This is a genomic window from Hymenobacter sp. M1-2, from assembly GCF_057808495.1.
The window spans coordinates 13962-37389 of the sequence record NZ_JBTYZO010000030.1 but is presented as its reverse complement, the minus strand read 5'-3'; the positions used below and the strand labels follow the sequence as shown (position 1 = coordinate 37389).

Annotated in this window: 20 protein-coding genes; 14 read left to right on the top strand and 6 right to left on the bottom strand. The window is 55.8% G+C overall.

Annotated elements, in window-relative coordinates; all coding sequences use genetic code 11:
• The first annotated feature begins 84 nt into the window (after positions 1-84).
• The 7 genes from ACYSMN_RS22630 (at position 85) to ACYSMN_RS22600 (ending at position 6252) form a co-directional block, all read left to right on the top strand.
• On the top strand, positions 85-654 hold the full coding sequence (locus ACYSMN_RS22630) for a DUF4142 domain-containing protein (protein ID WP_488926200.1): 570 nt from the start codon (positions 85-87) through the stop codon (positions 652-654).
• Positions 655-776: 122 nt separating this feature from the next.
• A complete protein-coding gene (locus tag ACYSMN_RS22625; protein WP_488926199.1) occupies positions 777-1223 on the top strand; it encodes an ATP-binding protein in 447 nt (148 codons plus the stop codon).
• Positions 1224-1666: 443 nt separating this feature from the next.
• Complete coding sequence (locus ACYSMN_RS22620; protein WP_488926198.1) at positions 1667-2614, top strand: HNH endonuclease; 948 nt, start codon at positions 1667-1669, stop codon at positions 2612-2614.
• Positions 2615-2649: 35 nt separating this feature from the next.
• Entirely contained in the window at positions 2650-3630 is a 981-nt protein-coding gene (locus ACYSMN_RS22615; protein WP_488926197.1) for a phospholipase D family protein, read from the top strand.
• A 103-nt stretch (positions 3631-3733) separates the two neighbouring features.
• A complete protein-coding gene (locus ACYSMN_RS22610) occupies positions 3734-4672 on the top strand; it encodes an HNH endonuclease (protein WP_488926196.1) in 939 nt (312 codons plus the stop codon).
• A gap of 211 nt (positions 4673-4883) precedes the next feature.
• Entirely contained in the window at positions 4884-5882 is a 999-nt protein-coding gene (tssD, locus tag ACYSMN_RS22605) for a type VI secretion system tube protein TssD (RefSeq protein WP_488926195.1), read from the top strand.
• A 19-nt stretch (positions 5883-5901) separates the two neighbouring features.
• Positions 5902-6252, top strand: coding sequence for a hypothetical protein (locus tag ACYSMN_RS22600; protein WP_488926194.1), 351 nt, complete (start codon positions 5902-5904; stop codon positions 6250-6252).
• Between the two features lie 123 nt (positions 6253-6375).
• On the opposite strand, the gene ACYSMN_RS22595 is transcribed toward ACYSMN_RS22600, so the two are convergent.
• Together ACYSMN_RS22595 and ACYSMN_RS22590 are read right to left on the bottom strand one after the other, a co-directional pair.
• A complete protein-coding gene (locus tag ACYSMN_RS22595) occupies positions 6376-7110 on the bottom strand; it encodes a hypothetical protein (RefSeq protein ID WP_488926193.1) in 735 nt (244 codons plus the stop codon).
• Between the two features lie 560 nt (positions 7111-7670).
• Positions 7671-7817, bottom strand: a complete 147-nt coding sequence (locus ACYSMN_RS22590; protein ID WP_488926192.1) for a hypothetical protein — start codon at positions 7815-7817, stop codon at positions 7671-7673.
• A 400-nt stretch (positions 7818-8217) separates the two neighbouring features.
• On the opposite strand from ACYSMN_RS22590, the gene ACYSMN_RS22585 reads away from it, so the two are divergent.
• The gene (locus tag ACYSMN_RS22585) at positions 8218-8694 is read left to right on the top strand and encodes a hypothetical protein (RefSeq protein ID WP_488926191.1); all 477 of its coding nucleotides are present in this window, start codon (positions 8218-8220) and stop codon (positions 8692-8694) included.
• Between the two features lie 108 nt (positions 8695-8802).
• Here ACYSMN_RS22585 and uvrA read toward each other — a convergent pair whose 3' ends face one another.
• Entirely contained in the window at positions 8803-11922 is a 3120-nt protein-coding gene (gene uvrA / locus ACYSMN_RS22580; protein WP_488926190.1) for an excinuclease ABC subunit UvrA, read from the bottom strand.
• A 293-nt stretch (positions 11923-12215) separates the two neighbouring features.
• Between uvrA and ACYSMN_RS22575 the strand changes: the two genes are divergently transcribed.
• From ACYSMN_RS22575 to ACYSMN_RS22565, 3 genes are all read left to right on the top strand, one after another.
• Entirely contained in the window at positions 12216-12668 is a 453-nt protein-coding gene (locus ACYSMN_RS22575) for a hypothetical protein (RefSeq protein WP_488926189.1), read from the top strand.
• Between the two features lie 118 nt (positions 12669-12786).
• A complete protein-coding gene (locus ACYSMN_RS22570; RefSeq protein WP_488926188.1) occupies positions 12787-14205 on the top strand; it encodes an MBOAT family O-acyltransferase in 1419 nt (472 codons plus the stop codon).
• Between the two features lie 159 nt (positions 14206-14364).
• On the top strand, positions 14365-15675 hold the full coding sequence (locus tag ACYSMN_RS22565) for an alginate O-acetyltransferase AlgX-related protein (protein WP_488926187.1): 1311 nt from the start codon (positions 14365-14367) through the stop codon (positions 15673-15675).
• A 462-nt stretch (positions 15676-16137) separates the two neighbouring features.
• On the opposite strand, the gene asnS is transcribed toward ACYSMN_RS22565, so the two are convergent.
• Positions 16138-17541: an asparagine--tRNA ligase gene (gene asnS / locus ACYSMN_RS22560; protein ID WP_488926186.1), complete on the bottom strand. Its 1404-nt coding sequence runs from the start codon at positions 17539-17541 to the stop codon at positions 16138-16140.
• An 87-nt stretch (positions 17542-17628) separates the two neighbouring features.
• A complete protein-coding gene (locus ACYSMN_RS22555; RefSeq protein WP_488926185.1) occupies positions 17629-18693 on the bottom strand; it encodes a hypothetical protein in 1065 nt (354 codons plus the stop codon).
• A 213-nt stretch (positions 18694-18906) separates the two neighbouring features.
• Between ACYSMN_RS22555 and rpoN the strand changes: the two genes are divergently transcribed.
• Together rpoN and ACYSMN_RS22545 are read left to right on the top strand one after the other, a co-directional pair.
• Entirely contained in the window at positions 18907-20487 is a 1581-nt protein-coding gene (gene rpoN, locus ACYSMN_RS22550) for an RNA polymerase factor sigma-54 (RefSeq protein ID WP_488926184.1), read from the top strand.
• 101 nt (positions 20488-20588) lie between these two features.
• Positions 20589-21215, top strand: a complete 627-nt coding sequence (locus tag ACYSMN_RS22545; protein WP_488926183.1) for a hypothetical protein — start codon at positions 20589-20591, stop codon at positions 21213-21215.
• Between the two features lie 67 nt (positions 21216-21282).
• Here ACYSMN_RS22545 and ACYSMN_RS22540 read toward each other — a convergent pair whose 3' ends face one another.
• Positions 21283-22668, bottom strand: coding sequence for an FAD-dependent oxidoreductase (locus ACYSMN_RS22540; protein ID WP_488926182.1), 1386 nt, complete (start codon positions 22666-22668; stop codon positions 21283-21285).
• A gap of 318 nt (positions 22669-22986) precedes the next feature.
• On the opposite strand from ACYSMN_RS22540, the gene ACYSMN_RS22535 reads away from it, so the two are divergent.
• On the top strand, positions 22987-23160 hold the full coding sequence (locus tag ACYSMN_RS22535) for a hypothetical protein (RefSeq protein WP_488926181.1): 174 nt from the start codon (positions 22987-22989) through the stop codon (positions 23158-23160).
• Positions 23161-23428: the final 268 nt, after the last annotated feature.

The following is a 23428-nucleotide window of genomic DNA, read 5'->3' as shown; positions in this document are numbered from 1 at the left end:
CCGTAGAACAGGGCAGTAGTGCGCAACGCTCCACTGCGGACCCTTAGAGCAACCGCTCCAACCTCTTTTTCTTTCTGACCTCTTATGAAAAAGCACGTGTCATTCCACGCGGGTCTGCTGCTGGCAGCCGCCTCGATACTAGGTAGTTTCGCGCCCGTTCAGGCGCAGAGCAGCAAAACGCAGACTACCAAATCGTCTTATACCAAGGCCCAGCGGAAGTACGACTCTGAGTTTGCCGTGGCAGCGGCCAGTGCCAGCCAGCTCGTAGTAGCGCTGGGCAAGCTGGCGCAGCAAAAGGCCATCGTGCAGGAAGTGAAAGACTGGGGCAGAACGACGGAGCAAGAATACACCGAGGCCGGCCAAAAGCTGGAGGCTACCGCCCAGCGCAACACCATTGCCGTGCCCACCACGATGAGCGTGGAAGACCGCCGCATCTACGACGACGTGGACGACCGCAAATACCTGGGCTTCGACAAGAAATATCTGCGCGATTTGCTGGCCCTGCATCAGCGCACGGCCAAGCGTTACGCCGAAGCGGCCACCAAGCTCAGCAACCCCGAGCTGCTGGCCTACGTCACGGAGATGCTGCCCAAAATCCGGGCCCACGAAACCAAAACCGCCGAGCTGTTCGAGCGGGCCAACGCGCTGAAGTAGAACAACCCCACCCCCGTCCCCTCCCCTCCGGGAGAGGGGGCGCCAGACGCAAGAGCCGCTAGGACGCCCCCCTCTCCCGGAGGGGAGGGGACGGGGGTGGGGTCCACGATTTCCGCAACGGCGTGAGCCGCGCGCGCAACCCCGTCATCGCCGGTGTGCTGCACAAGCTTACCATCATGGAAAATTGGGGTTCCGGCTTTGAGCGCATCGAAACCGATGCCCGGCAGCACGGCTACGCGCTGCCGGAATGGGAAGATAAAGGCACGGTACTACGCGCGAAGCTGCTGCCGCACCCGGAGCTACAGATTCCGGTGGGCGAAGAGGTTTCAGTGACATTCAATGTTACCGCAAATGTTCCTGAAAACTTCGCTGTCAATGAGCGTCAGCAATGGTTTATGCAGCAGATTGCCCGAGGAATAAATGTGCGCCCTGTTGCACTGAGCGAAAGGTTTGGTGTGACCGAACGCACCGCCAAGCGCGATATCGCTGCCTTGCAGGATGCGGAAAAGATTGTGTTTGTAGGGTCTAATAAGACTGGTCACTATATCCTGCTAAATAAAGACGAGTAACAACATAGAAATTTACTCTGACATTTGATGTCAGAGTAAATTGAAAAGCGGGCTCAATTACGCTGCTGCCGGTATTTGTAGTGACATTTGTAGTGACATCAGGTGTCGAATGTCACCATAAATGTCACTACAAACCCGCTTGCCTATCCGGCACAGTCTTTCGCCTAACTGCCGCTACTTACCGCCGCTACGCCTGCCTCCGTGCCGCCGCTGGACCTCCTAACTGAATCCTGACTCCGAGATTCAGTTAGGCGGTCCAGCGGGGCCCATTGCAGCGGTACTACGGATTAGGAGGGCTATTCGCAGGGAGCGAAACCGAGGCGTTGCTTCGCCTCAAAATGGGAAAGCACTATCCCAAAATAAAAGCACCCGAACCCTCCTAAACCCTCTTTTCCAACGCTTCAGCTTGGTTAGCTTTGTAGTTGATCCAATGCCCTATTTCGGTGCTCGATTCCTACATTGTCCGCTTTCAGAAGCTCCGCGTGGCCAGCAGCCGGCAGCACGGCGAAGCGCCCTACAAGCCGGCTTTACTGCTCGCGGTGCTGGAAGGCATAGAGGCGGGGACTATCCGAGACAACCGCATCCTGATTACGCCCGAGCTGATTGCCAGCTTCAAAGCCATTTGCCAGGACCTGAGCACCTCCGGCCTGTTCACGGCCAACAACTTCGCGCTGCCGTTTTACCACCTCACGTCCGATACGTTCTGGCACCTGCGCACCTGGCCCGGCCTGGAAGTGCTGCTCACGAGTTCCCGCTCGGTGAAGAGCTTCCGCAATCTGCGCGAGGTGGTGCAGTACGCCACCCTCGATGAGGCGCTGTGGCTGCTGCTGACCGTTCCCGCTTCCCGCGCCGTGCTGCGCCAAACGCTGCTCGCGCGCTACTTCCCCCAAACCAAAGGCCGCTACCGCCTCACGGCCGGGACCGAGGCGCTGACCACCATTGAGCGCCAGATGCTGGAAGAAACCGCCGCCACCTACCGCACCCACCTCCCCGCTACGGCCGACGAGCTGGAAAAGGAAGTGCGGAGCGGGGTGTTTAAGCGCCTGGTGCTGGCTGCCTACGATTCCACCTGCGCCGTATCGGGCCTCAAGCTCCTTAGCACCACCACGGCCCATGCGCCCCTGCTCGACGCCTGCCACATCGTGCCCTGGGCCGTGAGCCACGACGACACGCTGCCTAACGGCCTGGCCCTATGCCCCAACCTGCACCGCGCCTTCGACCGCCACTTGTTCTGGGTGGATGAGGACTACCGCGTCCGCCTCTCCCCCAGCTTCGGCGAGCTGGCCGGCGGCGACTACGGCGTCCAACGCTTCGAAGGCCAGCAACTGCGGCTACCCAAGAAACGAGAGTGGTGGCCGGGACAGGAGAATTTACAGTTTCAACGACTTTAACGAAAAAGCCATTACGTACTTTCTACCTTCCTGAAATGTCCAAATTTATAACTGGCAAAGAACTGGAAGATGCTGTTTATGACATCATCTTCCATGCAAAGACGCATCTTTTACTGATGTCGCCTTACATAAAACTAGACGCTTATTTTAAAAAGCTGCTAGAAAATCACTGCACCAATCCAGAGGTGAAAATACTCCTCGTATTTGGCAAGAATGAGGGTAACGTTACCCGTAGCGTTAGCCGAGCTGATATCGAATATTTCCAGCAGTTCCTGAACGTGACCTTAATATACGTGCCGAACCTGCATGCGAAATATTATGGAAATGAGTCGAAAGGTGTTGTGACTTCAATTAACCTGTACGACTATTCTTTCAAGAATAATATTGAGTTTGGCGTATACACAGAGCATTCCGTATTAATGGAAAAGTTAATAGAAGCGCTCAACAAGAAAACGCTAGATTCAGAAGCTTTTGCTGGCGCGCTACAGGTGGCTAAAGAGCACGACGTAATTTTCGCAAGACGTCCAGTGTATAAAAAGAGCGGTATTTCCAAGATGCTTGGAGGACTGCTGGGTAGCAAAAACTATATAAGCTCTCAGGTTTTATTTGATGAAACAGACGCTCTACTTGCTGGGCGCAAGTTCGTGTCGAAGCGGCTTGCTGACTTTCCACCCGAGTTAGAGCACGGCCAGCCTATTGCCACCGTTCGGCCTACCCGTGAGCAAGTAGAGGTAACTTCTACGCCGCAATTGACGCCCGCTACGGCTTCCTTCCGCGGCTCGCTTTCCACTCATCCTATTTTGAACACGCGCTCCAATTCGCCTGAACAAGGATTCTGCATCCGCACAGGGGCACATATTCCGTACAATCCAGACAGGCCGTTCAGTTACGCAGCCTTTAAGAAATGGGCGGAGTTTGGTAATGATGACTATCCAGAAGTGTATTGCCATCGAACGGGACGTCCTTCCAATGGACAAACCAGTAAGCGGTATCCAGTGCTGTACTCGCGCCGTTAAATAGACACCAACAGGAGAAAACAGTAGGCGAGCTTATGGGCAGTCCCTTTTCAATATGTTTGTGTAACCTCTCCACCTCTGATGAATATTTTACTATGCACCTATGAAATATTATCTAGGGGTAACCGATTGGAACTGGTACAGCTATTTGAGTAAGCGCAGCCCTGAAGACGTCAATTTCTGGCAACCGGGCGGCCGAGCGGCATTTCGAGTATTAGAGCCTAGTGGGCCGTTTTTGTTCAAGCTTAAAAGCCCTCACAATGCCATTGGCGGTATTGGTTTCTTCGTAGCACAAAGTCAAGTCCCCCTGTCATTAGCATGGGATACTTTTCAAAACCGGAATGGCTTTGAAACCCTTGAACAGTTTCGGGCAGCCATGCAACGAATACGTGGAGATGCTGACCGCAACCCAATTATTGGCTGTATAGCTCTGACCAATCCAATTTTCTTTAAGAAAGAAGACTGGATACCTCTACCTACAAATTGGAGCAACAGTATTGTACAAGGGAAAAGCTACGACACTGAGAAGAGCCCCGTTGATGCAGAGCTTTGGCAGCGGGTGCAAATTACTGTCACCAAGTATTTAGTCGATGCTCCTGTTGCCTCCAACGACTCTTTTGCAGTAGCTGAAGAGACTCCTCAATATGGAGCTACAGTATTGCGTAAGGTGCGCATTGGACAAGGCGCGTTTCGGTTATCTGTTACTGATGCTTATTCAAAGCGCTGCGCTATTACAGGTGAAAAGACCCTACCAGTATTGGAGGCAGCGCACATAAAGCCGTATGCCGAAGCTGGCCCAAACAAAGTTGCTAATGGCCTATTGCTTCGGTCAGATATGCACAAGCTTTTCGATGATGGCTACATAACGGTAACTCCTGATTTTAAAATTGAAGTCAGCAAGCGGATTCGTGAAGAGTTCGACAACGGAAAAGAATATTACCAATACCATGGCAAGGAGCTATTGATATTACCTAAACTGCTTGAAAACAGGCCAGCTTCTGACTACTTGAACTACCATAATTCCTCTATCTTTCGGGCGTAGCGACACAAAGTTCAGGACATAGCTTAGTCACTCATTTTTCTGCCAGTCCTACAAAGAAGCCCCGCCCGCGCACTGCGGACGGGGCTGTTACTTTCCCGTAGCTGGGGCCGCCGAAGCAGCCACCAATAAGTCAACTCGTGGACCCGCTTTTCCAGACACGGAAAAGTGTTTTCTTTACCGCGTCTCATTACTCGTGCCTTACCCATAGTTTATGTCTGGTATCTCACCGCCGCTCCTGGAGTGGCACTTTCGCGGCCACTGTTATACCCCGCTGCAAGTCCACTATGGCCTATTCCAGTCTACCGACTACGTGGGCCGCCCCAGCAGCGACGTACGCTTTCAGCCCGTAGAGTTGCTGCTGGTCGGGGCTGATGTCGCGGGCGAACCCGGGCGTGCCGTCTACGACTATATGCTCGACTCCTACGCCCGGCGCAGCAGCTTGCTACTAGTGCGCCAGCCGGGCACCGGGGCCGTGCTGCGGCGCATCGAGCTGCAAGATGCCTACTGCACCGCCACACTCGAACACTTCCAGCCTGGCAACCCAGAACGCCTGCCCGCCTTGGTACTGCGCGTGCGCCTCTCACCGGCCGCGCTGGTGCTGAATGGTACCGTGGCCGAACAGTTCAGTGTCTTACCCTGGGCGGCGGAGGCAGCCCTGCGAGAACGGGCGCGCACACCGGCCATAGAATTGCCTCCTTCGGTTATGCTGGCGGCCAAACTGCGCCAAGTGGCGCAAGAGCTGCCACCTATGCCCGCTTTATCCAGTCGTGCCACCCCGACCCTAGGCGGGCCTATACACACATTAGCTGAGCTAACGGAAGATGAAGCCCAATTAGTGGCTGTCATGCGGCAGGTAGGACCACCAGCAGTAGGCATCCCGATTGACTATCTACCTTCCGATGAAATGCTGCGCGAGCTAACGGTTGACCACGGCATTGAGTTTGCCGTTATTTATACCGTAGGCTCGAACAACCGTAAAGGCCACTACACGCTGTACGCGGGCCAGAAAGACAGAGTAAGCCTATCTGAAAACCCGAAGGAATACTTACTCAAACACACGCACCCAATGGGCACTCCTCATCCGAGCATTACGGATATTAAATACCTGCGTCGGCAGCAAGAATTAGGGTCAACTCAAAAGAAGTCGGTTATCTTACCTATCGGTAAGCCCCGCATCACTTTCACCACGGATACACCTTATATAGGCTAGTACCTTCTCCAATTACATTATGGACATGCTCAAGAACAGCTACGACTTCGCTTCCCGCTTTTGGGAGCATGACAATAAGCACCACTACGTGTTGGTTAAAGATGATGAGAGCAATCCTCTTGGATACATGATTATGCGTGGCGATGACAGGCAGTACGTCCTGATTGAGGACAACAACCTAGCCGCGCTTGCCGTGGATCAGATGCTCGCCCTAGGTTTTACCGTGTACGAGACGTGGGACGCTTATCACCAAGCCGTGCCACTAAAGCCCAAGCCGACACCTCCCTACGCATTTGTGGACGGACAACTCATCATGAATCCAACGGATGAGGAGTGGCAGGCTATTAAGCAGCGCAAGGGCTGGGAATAACTTACTCACCTATACTGCTGGCACCTCACATAAAGAACGCCAAAAACACAGCCCCGCCCGCGCACTGCGGACGGGGCTGTTACTTTCCCAGAGCTGGGGCCGCCGAAGCAGCTCCGGCCGGGTCTAGGCTTCGGGGGTAGGCGTAGCGTCAGTCGGCTCATCGGAGCCGGGCTTTGGCTTTGGTTTCGGCTTTTTCTTCTTGTCCTTTTGCTTGCGCGAGCCGGCATCGTCGATGCGCATGGCTTCTTGCAGCAGCGCGTAGAGCAAGGGGGAAGAATCGATCAGCATCTCCACGCCCGAGAAGAACTCGTCGTTCAGGTAGCGGTTCAGCTCGGTGAGCAGCTGGGCCGTAGTGGCCGTGGTTACCTTACCAACTTCCACAATGGTTTTGGGCTTGTCAATACTTTTGTCGAAGGCAGCAGCTGCTTCGACCAGGGCCTGGATAGCCGCCGCGTTGTGGTTGTAGCGTACCAGATCGGCGGCGCGGGCCGTAGCGATGGCACTCAGGTCGGTGCCGATTTTGTTTAGCTCCAGCGCACCGAGGCGGTTGTATTCGCTCTGCTTACGCAGCAGCGTGCGGGACGCCTCTATGTCGCCTTCCTTGCGATAGAGCAGGTACAGCGCGTTAGCCAGTTTCAGCAGCTTGGCTTCCAGGCTTTGGCGCAACGCGTCCTTGTGCTCCGTCGCGCCCTTGGACGTGCGCCGGGCCGGAACGCCGCTCACTTGCGCGAGCCGCTCCTGAAAGCCCTCGGCAACATCGGCGAAAGCCGGCACGGCTTGCACATCGGCGGGGTGGTTGGCCAGCACTTCGGCCACTTTACGGTGGCGCTTGAGGCGGGCGGCTTGTTGTTTATTCATCTGCGTAAAAGAAATAAGGTGAAAACTGTATTCTGGCGGGAATGTGCCAAGAAAACAGCGTTTTAACAAGCGCAGAGCCCTTTTTATTGTTGTGCTTACCTTCCGCGCAGCCGTTAGTGGCCTTCGCGCTACCGTTAGCGGCGTTTGCGAAGCCGTTAGTTAGATTTTTTGAATTGACACTAGGATTTTGGGAATACGCAAGAGCTTCCGCGAAACCGTTAGATGCCTCCGCGAAGCCGTTAGATGCCTCCGCGAGACCGTGAGATGCCTCTGCACGACTGTAAGTAGGATTTGTTCTGGGCGAAGATGCCTCCGCGAAGCCGTTAGTTGCCTTCGCGAAGGCGTTAGCTTCCTTCGCGGCCCGGCGCCTGGCCGTTGCGGTGCCGGCAGGAAACCGCGTATTAGGCGTAGAACCCTTCTAGCCCCTAAAAGACGCTGGCGCAAGGCCCCTCCCCCACTGAAGAGAGCGGCCCCGCGCCAGAAACGAGTTGTTGGCACGCGTCCCGGCCGCCTCGCAGGCCGCGCTACCGGCGCGGCGGGCCGCAGAGGCGGCTTGCCCGTTATTGGTAGCCGAAACGGTAGCGCAGGCCAAGCCCACCGCCCGACTGCATGGTATTCGAACCCCGGAAGCCGGTCTGCAAGTCTTTGGTTATAACATAGTCGAGCGTAAGCTGGATGCGGCGCCGACGACCTATCCCGTAGCCCATGCTCAGCCCGCCAGAAGCGTGCAGGTTAAACGAGCGGCGTCGGAAGCCGTACTCGTCCGTCAGGGTACCGTTATTGAATAGCTGCTCGCGGTAGGTTGGTTGGGGCGAGAAATTATTTTCAGCGGCTATGTAGTGGCTGCTTGGGGCGGTCCTCAGGTATTCAGTCTTAGGTGTACTATCAACGGGTTCATTCCGCCGCGACGTGCATATCCCGTTTCAAGATCTTCACGCGGCCTATATACTTGTCGATGCTCGCGTTGTAGCTCGCCGCATCGGGGTTGTAGTATTTTGTAATCGTTCGTTTCTTACTTCGCCCCTAGCTGATGGGCTTTGAACAGAGAATTGAGCCGACCAGGCCCTTGTTACCGGCAACTACAGCAATAATTTAAAACCTAAGAAGATGAAGCTGCCTGAGCAAATCGCCAAACACTTGCGGGAAGTCTACTTCGGCGGCAACTGGACTTGCTCCAACCTCAAGGACACCCTAGCCGATGTAACATGGCAACAAGCCGTAACTCAGGTGCACTCTTTCAATACTGTTGCAGCCCTCGTTTACCACATCCACTATTATGTAAACGCCTGCTTGAAGGTATTACAAGGAGAACCTCTCACCGCTAAGGACAAGTACAGCTTTGATCATCCTCCCCTCCTCTCGCCAGAAGATTGGGAGGACTTACTGCAAAAGACGTGGGCAGATGCCGAGCTTTTTGCCAGTCTGATTGAGCAGTTGCCCGAGCACAAGCTATGGGAAATCATGGTGGACGAGAAATACGGCAGCTACTACCGAAACCTCCACGGAATCATCGAGCACAGCCACTACCACTTGGGACAGATCGTGCTGATCAAAAAATTACTTGTCGTTGATTCTGAAACTTGAATAAATGGCTTCTATGTACCACATGGCGCACTGCTTCTATAGAAGCAAAAGAGCCAGCTACTTCGCAGGTAGCTGGCGCTTTTGCTAAAGGATGGTACAAGCCGCAACTTACGCTTCCACCGCGTATTTACTCACTTTCAGCTCTTCGGCCAGGAAGCGGCTGGTGTGGCCTTTGCCGGATTTGGCTACCTGCTCCGGCGTGCCCTGCGCCACAATGGTGCCCCCGCCCGCGCCGCCTTCCGGCCCGATGTCGATGAGGTGGTCGGCCACTTTAATCAGGTCCAGGTTGTGCTCGATGATGAGGACGGTGTTGCCCTTGTCGGCGAGCTTGTGGAGCACCACGGCCAGGTGGTTGATGTCCTCGAAGTGCAGGCCGGTGGTGGGCTCGTCGAGGATGTAGAAGGTCTTGCCGGTGTCCTTCTTGCTCAGCTCCGTGGCCAGCTTCACGCGCTGCGCTTCGCCCCCGCTCAGGGTGGTGGCTTGCTGGCCCAGCGTGAGGTAGCCCAGGCCCACTTCGTTCAGGGTCTGAATCTTGCGCAGGATGCGGGGCTGAAACTCGAAGAACTCCACGGCCTTTTCCACCGTCATGTCGAGCACGTCGGTGATGGACTTGCCTTTGAAGCGCACTTCCAGCGTTTCGCGGTTGTAGCGGCGGCCTTTACAGGTTTCGCAGGGCACGTGCACGTCGGGCAGAAAGTTCATTTCGATGGTGCGCATGCCGGCGCCCTCGCAGGTTTCGCAGCGCCCACCCTTCACGTTGAAGGAGAAGCGCCCCGGCCCGTACCCCCGGATCTTGGCTTCCGGCAACGAGGAAAACAACTGCCGAATCTCCGTGAACACGCCCGTGTAGGTGGCCGGGTTGGAGCGCGGCGTGCGCCCAATCGGCGACTGGTCCACCTCAATCACCTTATCGATGAAATCCAACCCGTCGATGCTGCCGTAGGGCAGCGGCTCGCGCTTGGCGTTGAAGAAGTGCTGGTTGAGGATGGGATACAGCGTGTCGTGGATGAGCGAGGACTTGCCCGAGCCCGAAACGCCCGTCACGGCAATGAGCTTGCCGAGCGGAAACTTGACGGTCACGTTCTTGAGGTTGTGGCCCTTGGCTCCTTTCAGCACCAACTCATTGCCCTCGCCGGCCCGCTTTTTCTTGCGCAGCTCAATATGCTTCTGCCCACTCAAATACTGCGACGTGAGCGAGCCGGAATTGAAAATGGCCGTTGGGGAGCCTTCCGCCACAATCTGCCCCCCGTGAATGCCCGCGCCCGGCCCAATGTCGAGCACGTGGTCGGCGTGCATGATCATGTCCTTGTCGTGCTCCACCACAATCACCGAGTTACCCAGGTCGCGCAGGTGTTGCAGGGCCTTGATGAGCCGCTCGTTGTCGCGCTGGTGCAGGCCGATGCTGGGCTCGTCCATGATGTAGAGCACGCCTACGAGCTGCGTACCAATCTGCGTAGCGAGACGAATCCGCTGGCTCTCGCCGCCGGATAGCGTACGCACCGAGCGGTGCAGGTTGAGGTAGTCGAGGCCCACTTCCAGCAGGAAGCCGATACGCTTGCGGATTTCCTTGAGCAGCTCCCGCGCAATGAGATTCTGCCGCTCCGAAAGCCGGTCTTCCACGCCCTCAAACCACTGCGCCAGCTCGTTCAGGTCCATCACCGACAGCTCACCAATGTGCTTGTCGCTCAGCTTGAAGTGCAAGGACTCCTTCTTGAGCCGGTAGCCGTGGCACTCCGGGCACTCCTTGGCCTGCGTGTACTGCTGAATCCACTCCCGGATGTTCTCCGAGTCGGATTCCATCTGACGCCGCAGAAACGGGATGATGCCCTCGAAAGGCTCCGTGTAATTGGCCTTTTTAGGGTCCGCGTCTTCGTCTTCGGCGATGCCGTGCAGCAGCCGCTGCACCAAGTCGGCGGGCAGCTTCTCGATGGGCGTACTAAGGGAGGCTTTGTTTTTCTTCAGAATGAGGCCAAGCTGCTGGAAAATCCAGATGTCGCGGTACTCCCCCAGCGGCGCAATCCCGCCCCGGCTGATGCTGAGTTTCTTGTCCGGCATCACCGAATCCTCGGTTATTTCCTGCACCTCGCCCAGGCCGTTGCACGTCGGGCAGGCACCATAAGGCGAGTTGAAGGAGAAAGTGTTCGGCGCCGGGTCATCGTAGGCAATGCCCGTGACGGGGTCCATGAGGAAGCGCGAGAAGAACTGCGTGTTGTCGGTCTTCTTGTCGGGGTCGAGCACGAGCATGGTGCCCTTGCCCTGCGTCAGCGCGTTCTGCACCGAGCCCGACAGCCGGAACCGGTCTTCTTCCTTCACCACCAGCCGGTCAATCACGATTTCGATGTCGTGAATCTTGTAGCGGTCCACCTGCATCTTGGGCGTGATGTCGAGCAGCTCCCCATCCACGCGCACCTTCGTGAAGCCCAGCTTGCCCACCTGCTGAAACAGCTCCCGGTAGTGGCCCTTACGGCCCTTCACCACCGGCGCCAGCACCACCAGCTTTTTGGCGTCGTAGTGCTTGAGAATGTAGTTGATGATCTGGTCGTCGGACTGCCGGATCATCTTCTTGCCCGTGGCGTAGCTGAACGCCTCGGCAGTACGAGCGTAGAGCAGGCGCAGGAAGTCGTAAATCTCCGTAATGGTACCCACCGTAGAGCGCGGGTTGCGCGAAGTCGTCTTCTGCTCAATGCTAATCACCGGCGACAAGCCCTCAATCTTGTCCACGTCGGGCCGCTCCAGCCCGCCCATAAAGCTGCGGGCATACGCGGAAAAAGTCTCCATGTAGCGGCGCTGTCCTTCGGCATAAATCGTGTCGAACGCCAAAGACGACTTGCCCGAGCCGGAAATGCCCGTGAATACCACCAACCGTCCGCGCGGAATCTGTACCGTCACGTTCTTGAGGTTGTGCTCCCGCGCGCCGTACACCTCAATGTAAGGAGCTTCCAAGTCGGCCGGACCCGTAAGCTGGCCGGTAATGGATGCAGCGGCGGCTATTACAGCCTCACTCACTTGCTCCGCGCGCGCTATGGCTTGCACGGCAGCAATGGAATGGCTGGTAGCATTATCGGCCACGGCCGCACTGGCAGATTTCTTGGCTTTCGGAGCCTTGGGAGTCGGCGCATCGGCTACCGGAGCCGCCTTTTGGGCCGCGCGGCCCGCTTTAGCTGCCGGCCCAGGTTTGGCCGCGGCAGAAGAAGTAGATACAGAAGCGGTAGTTGATTTTTTGGCCATGCGGCAACGAAGCGGATAAGTCTGCAAAAGTACGCAAAACGCGTCCGGTTAGCCAGCCGGAATAGCTTATTTGCCAGCAGTTTTAGCGCCGACCAACCAAGCTACCTCCCTGAGCCGCGCCAGAGCAGACCGTCACCAACAAAGCGGGGTGGGGTTTTGTCCCCACCGTTTAGAAATCCGCTTATCTGCCGCTCATCCACTACCCGTTCAGCTTACGTACTACGCTCATCTTTCTCTGGCCCCGTTCTTGCCACCAGAGCTTGCACCTCATTTTCTCACCTTTTCTCACTCCCATGAAACGCCTCTCAACATTCGCCTTCGCCAGCCTGCTCGCCCTCTCCCTGTCCGCCGCGACATCCGCCCAAGCCCAGGTTATCGTCACGCCGCCCAGCTGGGGCCCGGCCGTGCCGGCTGGCACCCAGTACTACTACGTACCCGAATATGGCGGCTACTACGACCTGCGCGAGCAGCGCTACCTAGTGGAGCGCGACGGCAAATGGCTGCGCACTGCTACGCTCACCGGCTATTCACCCGCTTCCCTGCACCCGGTAGCCATCGACTACGTAGGTGCTCAACCCTGGACCCTGATTGGTCAACACCGCACTAAATACCCGGCGAGCCTGCCGCCCGGCCAAGTGAAGCGTCTTGAAAATGGCAAGGGCCTGCCGCCCGGCCAGGCCAAGAAGCTATACGGCGGCCACCCCGGCAACGGCAACGGTAAAGGCCACGGCAAAGGCAAGCACTAGGTTTTGCGCTGAGGTATGATGCGAGACGCCAGTCCTGAAAAGGGCTGGCGTTTTTTCGTTATCTGAACAAGTAATGCCTTATTTTTGACCGTTTATCCAGCCTGTTCATTTCTTCTGCATGGTCTTCAGCAGTACGCTCTTCCTGTTTTATTTCCTGCCGGGTTTCCTGCTGCTCTATTTCCTAACGCCTACCCGCTTCAAGAATGCCGTAGCGCTGATAGCCAGCATCGCCTTCTACGCCTGGGGTGGCCTCAATTTCCTGGCCCTGTTTCTGGCCTCCGTCGTGGTCAACTTCGTGCTCATCCGCTTCATGGATAAGGCCGAGGGTTGGCAAAAGCGGATCTACCTTATTATGAGCATTGTCATCAACGTGGCCATGCTCTTCTACTTCAAGTACGCCAACTTCTTCCTGGAGAATGTGAGTGCCGTGCGCACGGCCAGCGGCTATAATCCGCTGGAATGGGAAAAGGTGGTGCTGCCCATCGGTATCTCTTTCTTCACTTTCGAAAAGCTGACTTATACCATCGACGTCTACCGCGGCGTCAACAAGCCCTTGCGCTCCTTCTGGGACTTCATGCTCTACATCATGCTTTTCCCCAAGATGATTGCCGGGCCTATCGTGCGCTTCCACGAAATAGCCAGCCAACTCACCGACCGTCGCGCCTTCGATACGGTGGATCAGAAGTTAGCTGGTTTGTTCCGCTTTGGTGTTGGCTTGGCCAAGAAGGTGCTCATCGCCAATGTGCTGGGCCTGGAAGCAGACCGTATCTTCGGCATGAACCCTGCCGAGGTATCAGCCCCGCTGGCTTGGCTTGGCGCGGTGGCCTACACCTTTCAGATCTACTTCGACTTCTCCGGCTACTCCGATATGGCTATCGGCCTGGGCCGTATCATGGGCTTTCAGTTTCCCGAGAACTTCAACAACCCCTACATCTCACGCTCTATCACCGAGTTCTGGCAACGCTGGCATATTACGCTAGGCCGCTGGATGCGCGACTACCTCTACATTCCACTTGGCGGCAACCGGGTGAAACCTAGCCGGCTCTACATCAACCTGTGGACCGTGTTTATCTTATCAGGCTTTTGGCACGGAGCCGCCTGGAACTTCATTGTATGGGGCGCCTTCCACGGTTTGTTTCTGATTCTGGACCGGCTGTTTCTACTCAAGATTTACCAAAAGATTGGGGCATTCAGTATCGTTCCCACCTTCTTAATTACGGTAGTAGGCTGGGTTCTCTTCCGCGCCGAGAGCTTATCGGCTGCCTTGACGTGGATAGGCAGAATGTTCAGCACTGAGCCTACCCAACTTCCCTACTTCAGCAACGAATTCTGGTACACGCTACTCCTAGCTACTCTCTTCTCGTTTATGGCCGCTTTGCCACGTGTGGAACGCTGGGAAGTAAGCCTATTATTTGGCGAGAAGCTAGCCTTACCGCGTGCTTTCGGGCTCACGCTGATAACGGCAGTTCTGCTTATCCTTAGTGCCGGCGCCATTATTGGTAGCTCATTCAACCCGTTCATCTATTTTCGTTTCTAGACACATCCTTCCACTATTTTGCCTGTTGGACGGACCACCATACGCACACGCGTCGCCTCCATCATCCATCGCTAGACTACTCTGTGATCGGGTCGTGTAGCAATATCTTCTACTTCATATGATGTCACCTTTGCTACCACTGCCTCATCAGTACCAACTATGCTGTTGAAACGCGTTTTCCTTTTTTGCCTGCTGGTTATGCTGGTGCTTCCCGCACTGCAATCAGAATTTCATTTGGCAACGGTGCGCCCATTAGAGGGCTTCGATGATCGAGCTCCACTTCCTGACCTGAACGAAGAATCATTATTTGATAACACCTACCAAGCTGGCATAGAAAAATATACAGATGACCGATTAGGGTTTCGGGAGTGGCTCATTCGTACTTATAATCAATGGAGCTACTCCCTCTTAGGGATGATTAGGAACAAGATGGTAGTGCTTGGTCGCGACCAGCAACTCTATCAATTGGTATCCATTAATTCCTATTTGGCAAGAGACTTTATTGGAGATGATGAAATCAATTTTCGGGTTCGGCGAGTCCGACGAATGCAGGACACTTTGCGGGCGCATGGCACGCAACTACTATTGGTGCTAGCTCCCGGCAAGGCCCGAATATTGCCAGAGCATTTACCTGACTCTTGCGCAAATGTGCTGCCACTTCGCTCTTCTAACCTAGATGTACTAGCGCAGCGGCTGTCGGAAGGAGGCGTAGAGGTGTTGGATGCTGCTCACCTGATGCTACGCTGGAAAGACACTGTGCAGTACCCTCTATTTCCTCGTACAGGAACCCACTGGAGTGGTTACTCAGTGGCATTGTTGGCTGATACACTCTTCCGGCGTGTTGAGACGCTTACGGGGTATGATTTGCCAGATTTCGAGCAGCGTCGAGGCACTGTTTGCAAAAGAGCAGAAGAGTTACGTTTCACCGATAATGACCTAGGTGGAGTAACCAATCTGGTGTGGGATATCCCTCCTTATCCGATGTATTACCCCAAGGTCTTGTTTGCCACCAATCATATCAGAAACAAGTATAAACCCAATGTACTTATCATAGGTGATAGTTTTGCACAGAGCCTGTACGGATTCTACCCGTATTATGACAAGCTGCTAGATCCTCGTTCGCGTTACTGGAGCTATAACCAGTACATATTCTGGCCTGAAAAGACGCCTGAGAGCCGGACTGTTCATGAGTTAAACTTACGAGAACAGTATGCGGCCCGGGACATCGTGATTCTGCTGGCTACGGAGCAAAATTTGTATCAGCTTGGCTTTGGCTTTCTTGATGATGCATTTAATCTCTATGTCCCTCGCACAGCCGAAGACAGCCTCCGCACCCAAAGAATTGAGAAGCAGATACTCGCCACACCTGAATGGGTTGAGCAGATAGCTCGCAAAGCCGCCGCGCAAAACCGGGATTTACTACAGGCCGTCCACGATGATGCACTGTACCTGTCTGACCGAGAGCGATAAATTACTACTGTTATTGCACGGTTTCTTTTAAGCATAGCCTTCATGCGTGAGTACAAAAGCACAACCTAGTTGAGTTTAAATAGCGTACCAGGCCTATACCACTCCGCTTGCGCCATGCCAGATTCTTCTTCCCAACCTATCAGCTGTAGCTTCTAGGATGAACTAGAGGCTCGCGCCACCACCGGCCAATCCTGCACGCTCACCTACCGTACCGAGCTCGACACGCCGCCGAGCACCTACCACGGCGTCATTCAGGACTTGTTCATCAAGGAAAAAGTGGAATACCTCCGCCTTGCCGATGGGTTCGAACTGCGGCTCGACGCGCTAGATGCCGTGGATGACAAGGAATTACGGAACTACTGCTAAGCAATATGTTATCAATACAACAGGCGGCCTTATAGGGCCGCCTGTTGTATTGTGTTGTATTGATAATCATCCGTGGAATCAGCGAGAATCCGTGGTCTAGAACTCTGCGCTTTTGGGGAAGCGGGGGAAAGGAATTACGTCCCGGATGTTGCTCATGCCGGTGATGAAGAGGATGAGGCGCTCGAAGCCCAGGCCGAAGCCGGCGTGCGGGGCCGTACCGAATTTGCGAAGCTCCAGGTACCACCAGAGGTCTTCTTCGGGCACGTGCATTTCAGCCATGCGAGTGGTGAGCTTCTGTAAGTCCTCTTCGCGCTGCGAGCCTCCGATGATTTCGCCGATGCCGGGGAAGAGCACGTCCATGGCGCGTACGGTGCGGCCATCCTCGTCCAGCTTCATGTAGAAAGCCTTGATTTCCTTGGGGTAGTTGGTGAGGATGACGGGCTTTTTGAAGTGCTTCTCCACCAAGTACCGCTCGTGCTCCGATTGCAAGTCGGTGCCCCAGTCTACCGGAAACTCGAACTTCTGCTTGGCCGATTTCAGGATTTCAACCGCCTCCGTGTAGGTGAGGCGCTGGAACTCGTTGTCAACCACGAAACGCAGACGATTCAGCAGTTCCTTATCGTACTGGTCGTTGAGGAATTGTAGGTCGTCGGGGCAGTGCTGCAGGGCGTAGCGGACGAGGCTGCGGAGGAAATCCTCGGCCAGGTCCATGTTGTCCTGCAAGTCATAGAAAGCCATTTCGGGCTCTATCATCCAGAACTCGGCTAAGTGGCGGGCGGTGTTGGAATTCTCGGCCCGGAACGTGGGGCCGAAAGTGTAAATCTTGCCCAGCGCCATAGCCGCCACCTCGCCTTCGAGCTGCCCCGATACGGTGAGGTTGGTGGCTTTACCGAAGAAATCCTGCTTGTAATCGACCTTGCCGGCTTCGTCGAGCGGTGGGTTTTGCTCGGGCAGCGTGGTTACGCGGAACATCTGGCCGGCTCCTTCAGCATCGGAACCCGTGATGATGGGCGTGTGGACGTAGAAGAAGCCGTGGTCGTTGAAATATTGGTGGATGGCAAATGACATGGCGTGCCGGATGCGCAGTACCGCCCCAAACGTGTTGGTGCGGGGACGTAGGTGGGCTATTTCGCGCAGAAATTCCAGCGAGTGGCCTTTCTTCTGAAGCGGATAGGTAGTAGGGTCGGCGGAGCCATACACCTCAATGTGCTCGGCTTGAATTTCTACCGTCTGGCCTTTACCCTGCGAGGCAACCAGCTTGCCGCGCACGGCAATAGCGGCACCGTTTTCGACGCCATCGGCTTTCAGCTTTTCCTCCGGAAACTTCTCGGCATCGGCTACTACCTGAATGGAGTTGAAGCCTGAGCCATCGTTGAGGGCAATGAACTGCACGTATTTGTTGCCGCGGCGGGTGCGCACCCAGCCTTTCACTAGCACTTCGCGGTCCAGCTCAGTGCTGCGGAGCAAGTCCTGCACGCTGGTTTTTCGGAGGTCAGACATCAGAGAGATTGTGTTCTTCTTGTAGATAAGCAAGTACTGTTCGCAAAGGTAGAGCTTTTGGCTAGGGAGAGAAACGCGGCCATTCCCTCATTTAGCGCCCAGCAGCCGCTGCCACCACGACCGTGGAGCCGAAGGAACTGGAGGTGCTGGCAGTGGCGGCGCTACGGATGGGTGAATGGCGGCTAGGACGTCGGCTACTTCGGCAGGAGCCAGCACGCGCCGGAACTGCACCTTTGGGCGGTGGGCATCGTGCAGGATGGTGAAAAAACCGCCATCCCAGCTGCGGTTGATCTTGGCTTCGTCTTCGGTGGCTAGGAGCACCACCCGGTTGTGCACGCGGGGCAGGTTTCGGACGGGCATCTCGCCCCACACCAACTGCAACGAGTCCAGCGGTCCACCTTGGTAGGCCAAGGCGTTCAGCCACCCGAATAGAGCGGCATCTAGGCCGTCTTTTTCTGGAACAGCCGTAGTGTCGCCGGAAGCCAGTTTTATCAACTCCTCATCAACAGGCTCGTAGGTATGTTGCAGACCTAGGGCGGCGGCTTGCTGAAGCACCAATGGCTGAAGCAGCGTGAGCAAGTGGAATCCGTTATTTACCTGGCTGATGCTTACTTCCAGCCCCGTTCCATATTCCGGGAAGAGGACGTATAGGCTTTCCTCGTCGCTCACTTGCAACATGCCGCTGAGGTAGTAGAAGTGGCCAGAAACGTCATTGTACTCTTCCAGCCACTCCGCCAAGCCCGGCTGCTGCTGAAGCTGCCGCCGATTGGCTGCCGAACGGCACAGCATGGCCATTAAGCCCATGATAGTGAACCGCCACGCGCCCTCCGGTACTTCTGTCTCGTCCGTCTCAGTGTCGAAAAGCTCCTTGAGGCGCAGGAAATGCAGCAGTAGCGCCGGAAAAGCTACCTCCGGGCCGCCACTCTGCTCTACCAACGCCCCGCAGCAGAGCGCCAGCACCGAAGCCTGTGCTACTTCCACCGTTGGCAGGAAGTCGGCTAGCTCCGTCAGAACTTCATGAGCCGCCTCAACTGGTAGCTCACTGGTCCAGGCCATAAAATCCTGCACTTCCGGTTCACCAACCAACTGAACTGGTGGCAGCGTAGTGGGCAGCAAGGCCCAGATGCGAAGGGCAGATAGTTCGCTGTACATAGCGTGTGGTAAAAAGAGAGGTAAAATAACAGTTGGTTACTCTTCGCTAACGTTGGGGTCCGGACAAGTCCAGCCTCAAATACCAATGACTGAGGCAAGATAATCGGGGCCGAAGCTTTGCCAACATTTTGCCTTCTCCCGGAGTAGAGAAAGCCCTACCTTTGGCTTAAACGCCCCGCTCCTTTTCGGCGGGGCCGCTGCGTTTCTGAGAGTATGCAACGACTGGACATGAAGCAGCTTCTCTCGCAGAAGCTGTCACCCCAACAGATACAATTTATTAAGCTGCTGCAAATCCCGACGGTGGAGCTCGAAGCTCGCATCAAAGAGGAGTTGGAGGCAAATCCGGCATTGGAAGAAGGCGACGACGCCGACGAAGAATACGAGGACCAAGAGCGCGACGACTCGGACGAGGCCGATGATTTCGATGACCCCGATTCGGAATTCGATAACCCAGATAATACGCTGGAAGAGGATTTCGACGAGCGCGGCGAGGAGCAACCGGAAATAGAACTGCCCACCAAAGAAGAGCCAACGGACCAGAAAGAATCGGAAAGCGCCGATGATCTGGACTTGAGCGACTACCTCAACGACGACGAGATAGCCGGCTACAAAATGCAGGGCGACGGTCCCGGTGAGGACGAAGACGACCGGGAAATGCCCCTGGCCGATACCAGCGGCTCGCTCATCGACAACTTGCTCGACCAGCTCGGCTTTGCCAACCTCGACGAGAAGCAAGAAGCCATTGGCCGCCAGCTCATCGGCTCCATTGATGGCGACGGCTACATTCGCCGCGACTTGTCGGCCATTGCCAACGACCTGGCTTTCGCGCAGAATATTGAAGCGACGGTGCCCGAAATTGAGGCGGTGCTGCACGTAATTCAAAGCTTCGATCCGCCCGGCATCGCGGCCCGCGACTTGCAAGAATGCCTGCTGCTCCAACTTGAGCGCCGCCCGCAGGACGACGTAACGGAGCACGCGGAACGGATTCTGAACGAGACCTTCGACGAGTTTACTAAGAAGCACTATCCGCGCATTCAGCAGCGTCTCGACCTGGAAGATGAGGAGCTGAAGGAAGCCATTGCGCTGATTCTAAAGCTCAATCCCAAACCCGGCGGCACCGGCCCGGTGGGTATGGGTAAGGTGCAGTACATCATCCCCGACTTCATCCTGACTAACGACAACGGCGTGTTCAACCTCACGCTGAACTCGCGCAACGCCCCAGATCTGCGCGTGTCGCCGGCCTACACGGAAATGTTCCGGGCTTACGACAAGGGCGCCAAGAAGGACAAGAAGCTGAAGGAAGCCGTAACGTTCGTGAAGCAGAAGCTGGATTCGGCCAAGTGGTTCATCGATGCCATCCGGCAGCGCCAGAACACGCTGCTGCGCACCATGGACGCCATTGTGCGCTACCAGCGCGAGTTCTTCGCCGAGGGTGACGAAAGCAAGCTTCGCCCCATGATTCTGAAGGACATAGCCCAAGAAATCGGCATGGACATCAGTACCGTGAGCCGGGTGGCCAATTCCAAATCGGTGCAGACCGAGTTCGGCATCTATCCGCTCAAGTACTTCTTCTCCGAAGGCATTGCCACCGACTCGGGCGAAGATGCCAGCAGCCGCGAGGTGAAGCACATTCTAAAGGAAATCATCGAAGGCGAAAAGAAAGACCGGCCCCTGAGCGACGACAAGCTGGAAAAAATGCTCAATGCCCGTGGCTACAACATTGCCCGCCGCACGGTGGCCAAGTACCGCGAGCAGCTCAACATTCCGGTAGCCCGCCTGCGCAAGGAGTTATAAACAATGAGTGAATGTTGGAATGAGTGGATGAGTGAATGTCGTGCAACGATTTTTTACGGCCTCCAACTATTCACTCATCCACTCATTCCAACATTCACTCATTGAGTAAGCAACTGGCCACGCTGCTATCGGTGCTGTTCCACCCGCTGCTGGTACCGTCTTACCTGCTGGTGCTGCTGGGTTATGGCCTGCCGCCGGGTATGGGCTTGCCCATTGGCGCCATGCTGCGCCCAACTCTGCTGCTGCAAGTCTGGGCCCTCACCTTTGTGCTGCCGGCCGCCGTCATTGGGCTATTGTCGTGGGCGGGTGTTGTGACGTCGGTAGAATTGGCCGAGCGACGGCAGCGCCCCGTGCCGCTACTGCTGGCGGCTGCCTGTTTTGCAGGCGCTACGGTGCTGGTATGCCAGACGCCGCACGGTGGCTTGCTAGGCCAGCTATTTTTTGGCATGACTGCGGCGGCGCTGCTGACGGCGCTTATCACGTTGTGGTGGAAAATCAGCGCGCACGGCGCAGGAATGGGCGGCGCAGTGGGCCTTTTGGGCTGGCTACTGCTGACCGAACGGCTCTGGGGCACTACTGGCTGGGTGTGGTTGCTAGCTGTGCTGGCGCTGGCTGGAGCCGTGGCATGGGCGCGTTTGAAGCTACAAGCTCACACTCGCGCCCAAGTAGCAGCTGGCTTGGCATTAGGCGCGGCTGTAGCTTTAGGAGTCGGCAGTTTTCGTTTTTAACTACTCGCCACAGTTTATTAAGGGAGGTGGAAGGCATCCTGTTCCACGCTACTCGCCACACTACGCACTAGCAACTTTCTTCACTCATCTCCTTGCGCACTAGTTCCTGCACGGCTGGCTGGTCGTAGTCGGCTTCGGACTGGATATGCTTCATCAAGCGGCGCATGATACGTTCCTGCCGTTGTCCATTGGCCCAGGCATCGGCGTAGGGCGTGTCCGGGGAGAAGGTGACTTGCGAGTAGAGCGGCAGCCACTGGTCGGGGTACTGGGCCGAGATTTTGCTTTCGATTTTCTTTTGGAGCAGGAAGCGCGGGTCGGCTACCCGGTCGCGCATCTCCTCGAAGTTGTAGATGGCGAGGTCGGCCATGGCGTCCGCGTTGGGCTTGCGCTGCCGCTGAAACTCCTGGAAGATGGTATGCCAATCGGGGCCGTGTTGGTCGAGAAGCTGGCTGAGCACGGTGCAGTCTTCGAAGCCAGCATTCATGCCTTGTCCGTAGAAAGGCACGATGGCGTGCGAGGCGTCGCCGAGCAGCAGCACGTCATCGTCAAAAGCCCAAGGGAAGCAGCGTACCGTTACGAGCGAGCCGGTGGGGTTTTGGAAGAAGTCGTCCGTGAGTTCGGGCATGAGGGGCGCGGCATCCGGGAATACTTCGGCGAAGAACTGCTCCACTTGCGCTGGCGTTTGCAACGCCGCAAAGGAGTGTGAACCTTCATAAGGAAAGAAGAGCGTGCAAGTGAAGGAGCCGTCGAGGTTGGGCAGCGCAATCATCATGTATTGGCCACGGGGCCAGATGTGCAGCGCGTGTTTCTCCAGCTGCCACGTGCCATCAGCACCGGGCGCGATGTTCAGCTCCTTATAGCCGTACTCCAAATAGCTTTGCGAGTAGTTGAAACGGTCGGTTTTTTGCATGGCGCCGCGCACCGCCGAAAAGGCTCCGTCGGTGCCGAACAACCGCTGGAAAGACTGCACTTGCTCCTCACCAGTGGCCGCGTCGCGCAGGTGCAGTTCCCGCTCGCGCAAGCCCACGTGCAGACATTGCTGGTTGAAGTGCAGCGTTACACCCGGCTCAGCTTCGGCCAACTCTAGCAATGTACGGTTCAGGCCCGCCCGCGACACGGAGTAAATGGCTTGGTTGTCTTGGCCGTAGGGCTGGTAGGTGAGCTGCCCGTGCACATCGTGCATGATGCGCTGATACATGGGAATAGCCACGCGCCGGATTTCGTCGCCGATGCCCACTCCTTCCAGCGCCCGCCAGCCCCTGTCCGATAGCGCCAGATTGATAGACCTTCCTTCTACCGGACCCACCAGCCGCGGGTCAGAACGACGCTCGAAAACGTCGACCACGTGGCCGCGCCGGGCCAGGTACAAGGCCAGCAGCGAGCCAACCAGTCCGGCTCCCATGAGTGTTACTGATTCGGTGGGTGAGGGAAATCGGGCGGCAGGGACAGACATGGTGGGAGGACAGAGGGAGAACTACGGCGAAGCTAAGGGTTGACAATAGATTATCCGGAAGATACCGTGGTAAGGTTCCGTCTGGTATACGCACCCGTTAGTCGGGGTAAATTCATCAGTTCAACTAAAATCAAGACAAGTACAACGCCGATGAAATAAATTTGAATTTTTCACTAGATATATTGAACGGTGAATCCGATTGAGGCAGAAGTTTCGTACCTGAATTCAAAAAGAGACAGAATGCATATGCTGACAACTTCACTCTCTTTCTCGGCTTACTCTCTGGTTCCTTACTGCTTCCACCAGAACCCCTTTTCTATGCCTCTTTCTACTCCCGAAGCTAGCTTGGCCAAGCCACCAGTCGCGGTGCTACCGCCAGTTGTAGTGCTGGCGCTGAAACCTCAGTTCCCCTACCTTTTTCGCGTTGGCGACTTCGTGCTCGGCGATGGTGACTGCCAACAACTGTACGGCCACCCCGACATCCGCTACTAATTCATTCTAGCCGCTAAGCTAGACTTTTTGCGTTGCTAACAGACCGCCTACGGGCGGTTTTTTTGTGCGCGGCAGCCTTTAACAGCTCACTACCGCAGAAGGTTACAACCTGAGTGTTGCCCCCTTTTCAATATTAAAAATGCTCCTTTTCTTATTGTTATTAATAAACTTATGATACTCAAAAGCTTGTGCAGCCTTTTTGTTGTGCTTCACACCTGATACTTTTGCAGGATGTTCTGCTCTGCACACCGTCATTTTATTACCTCAC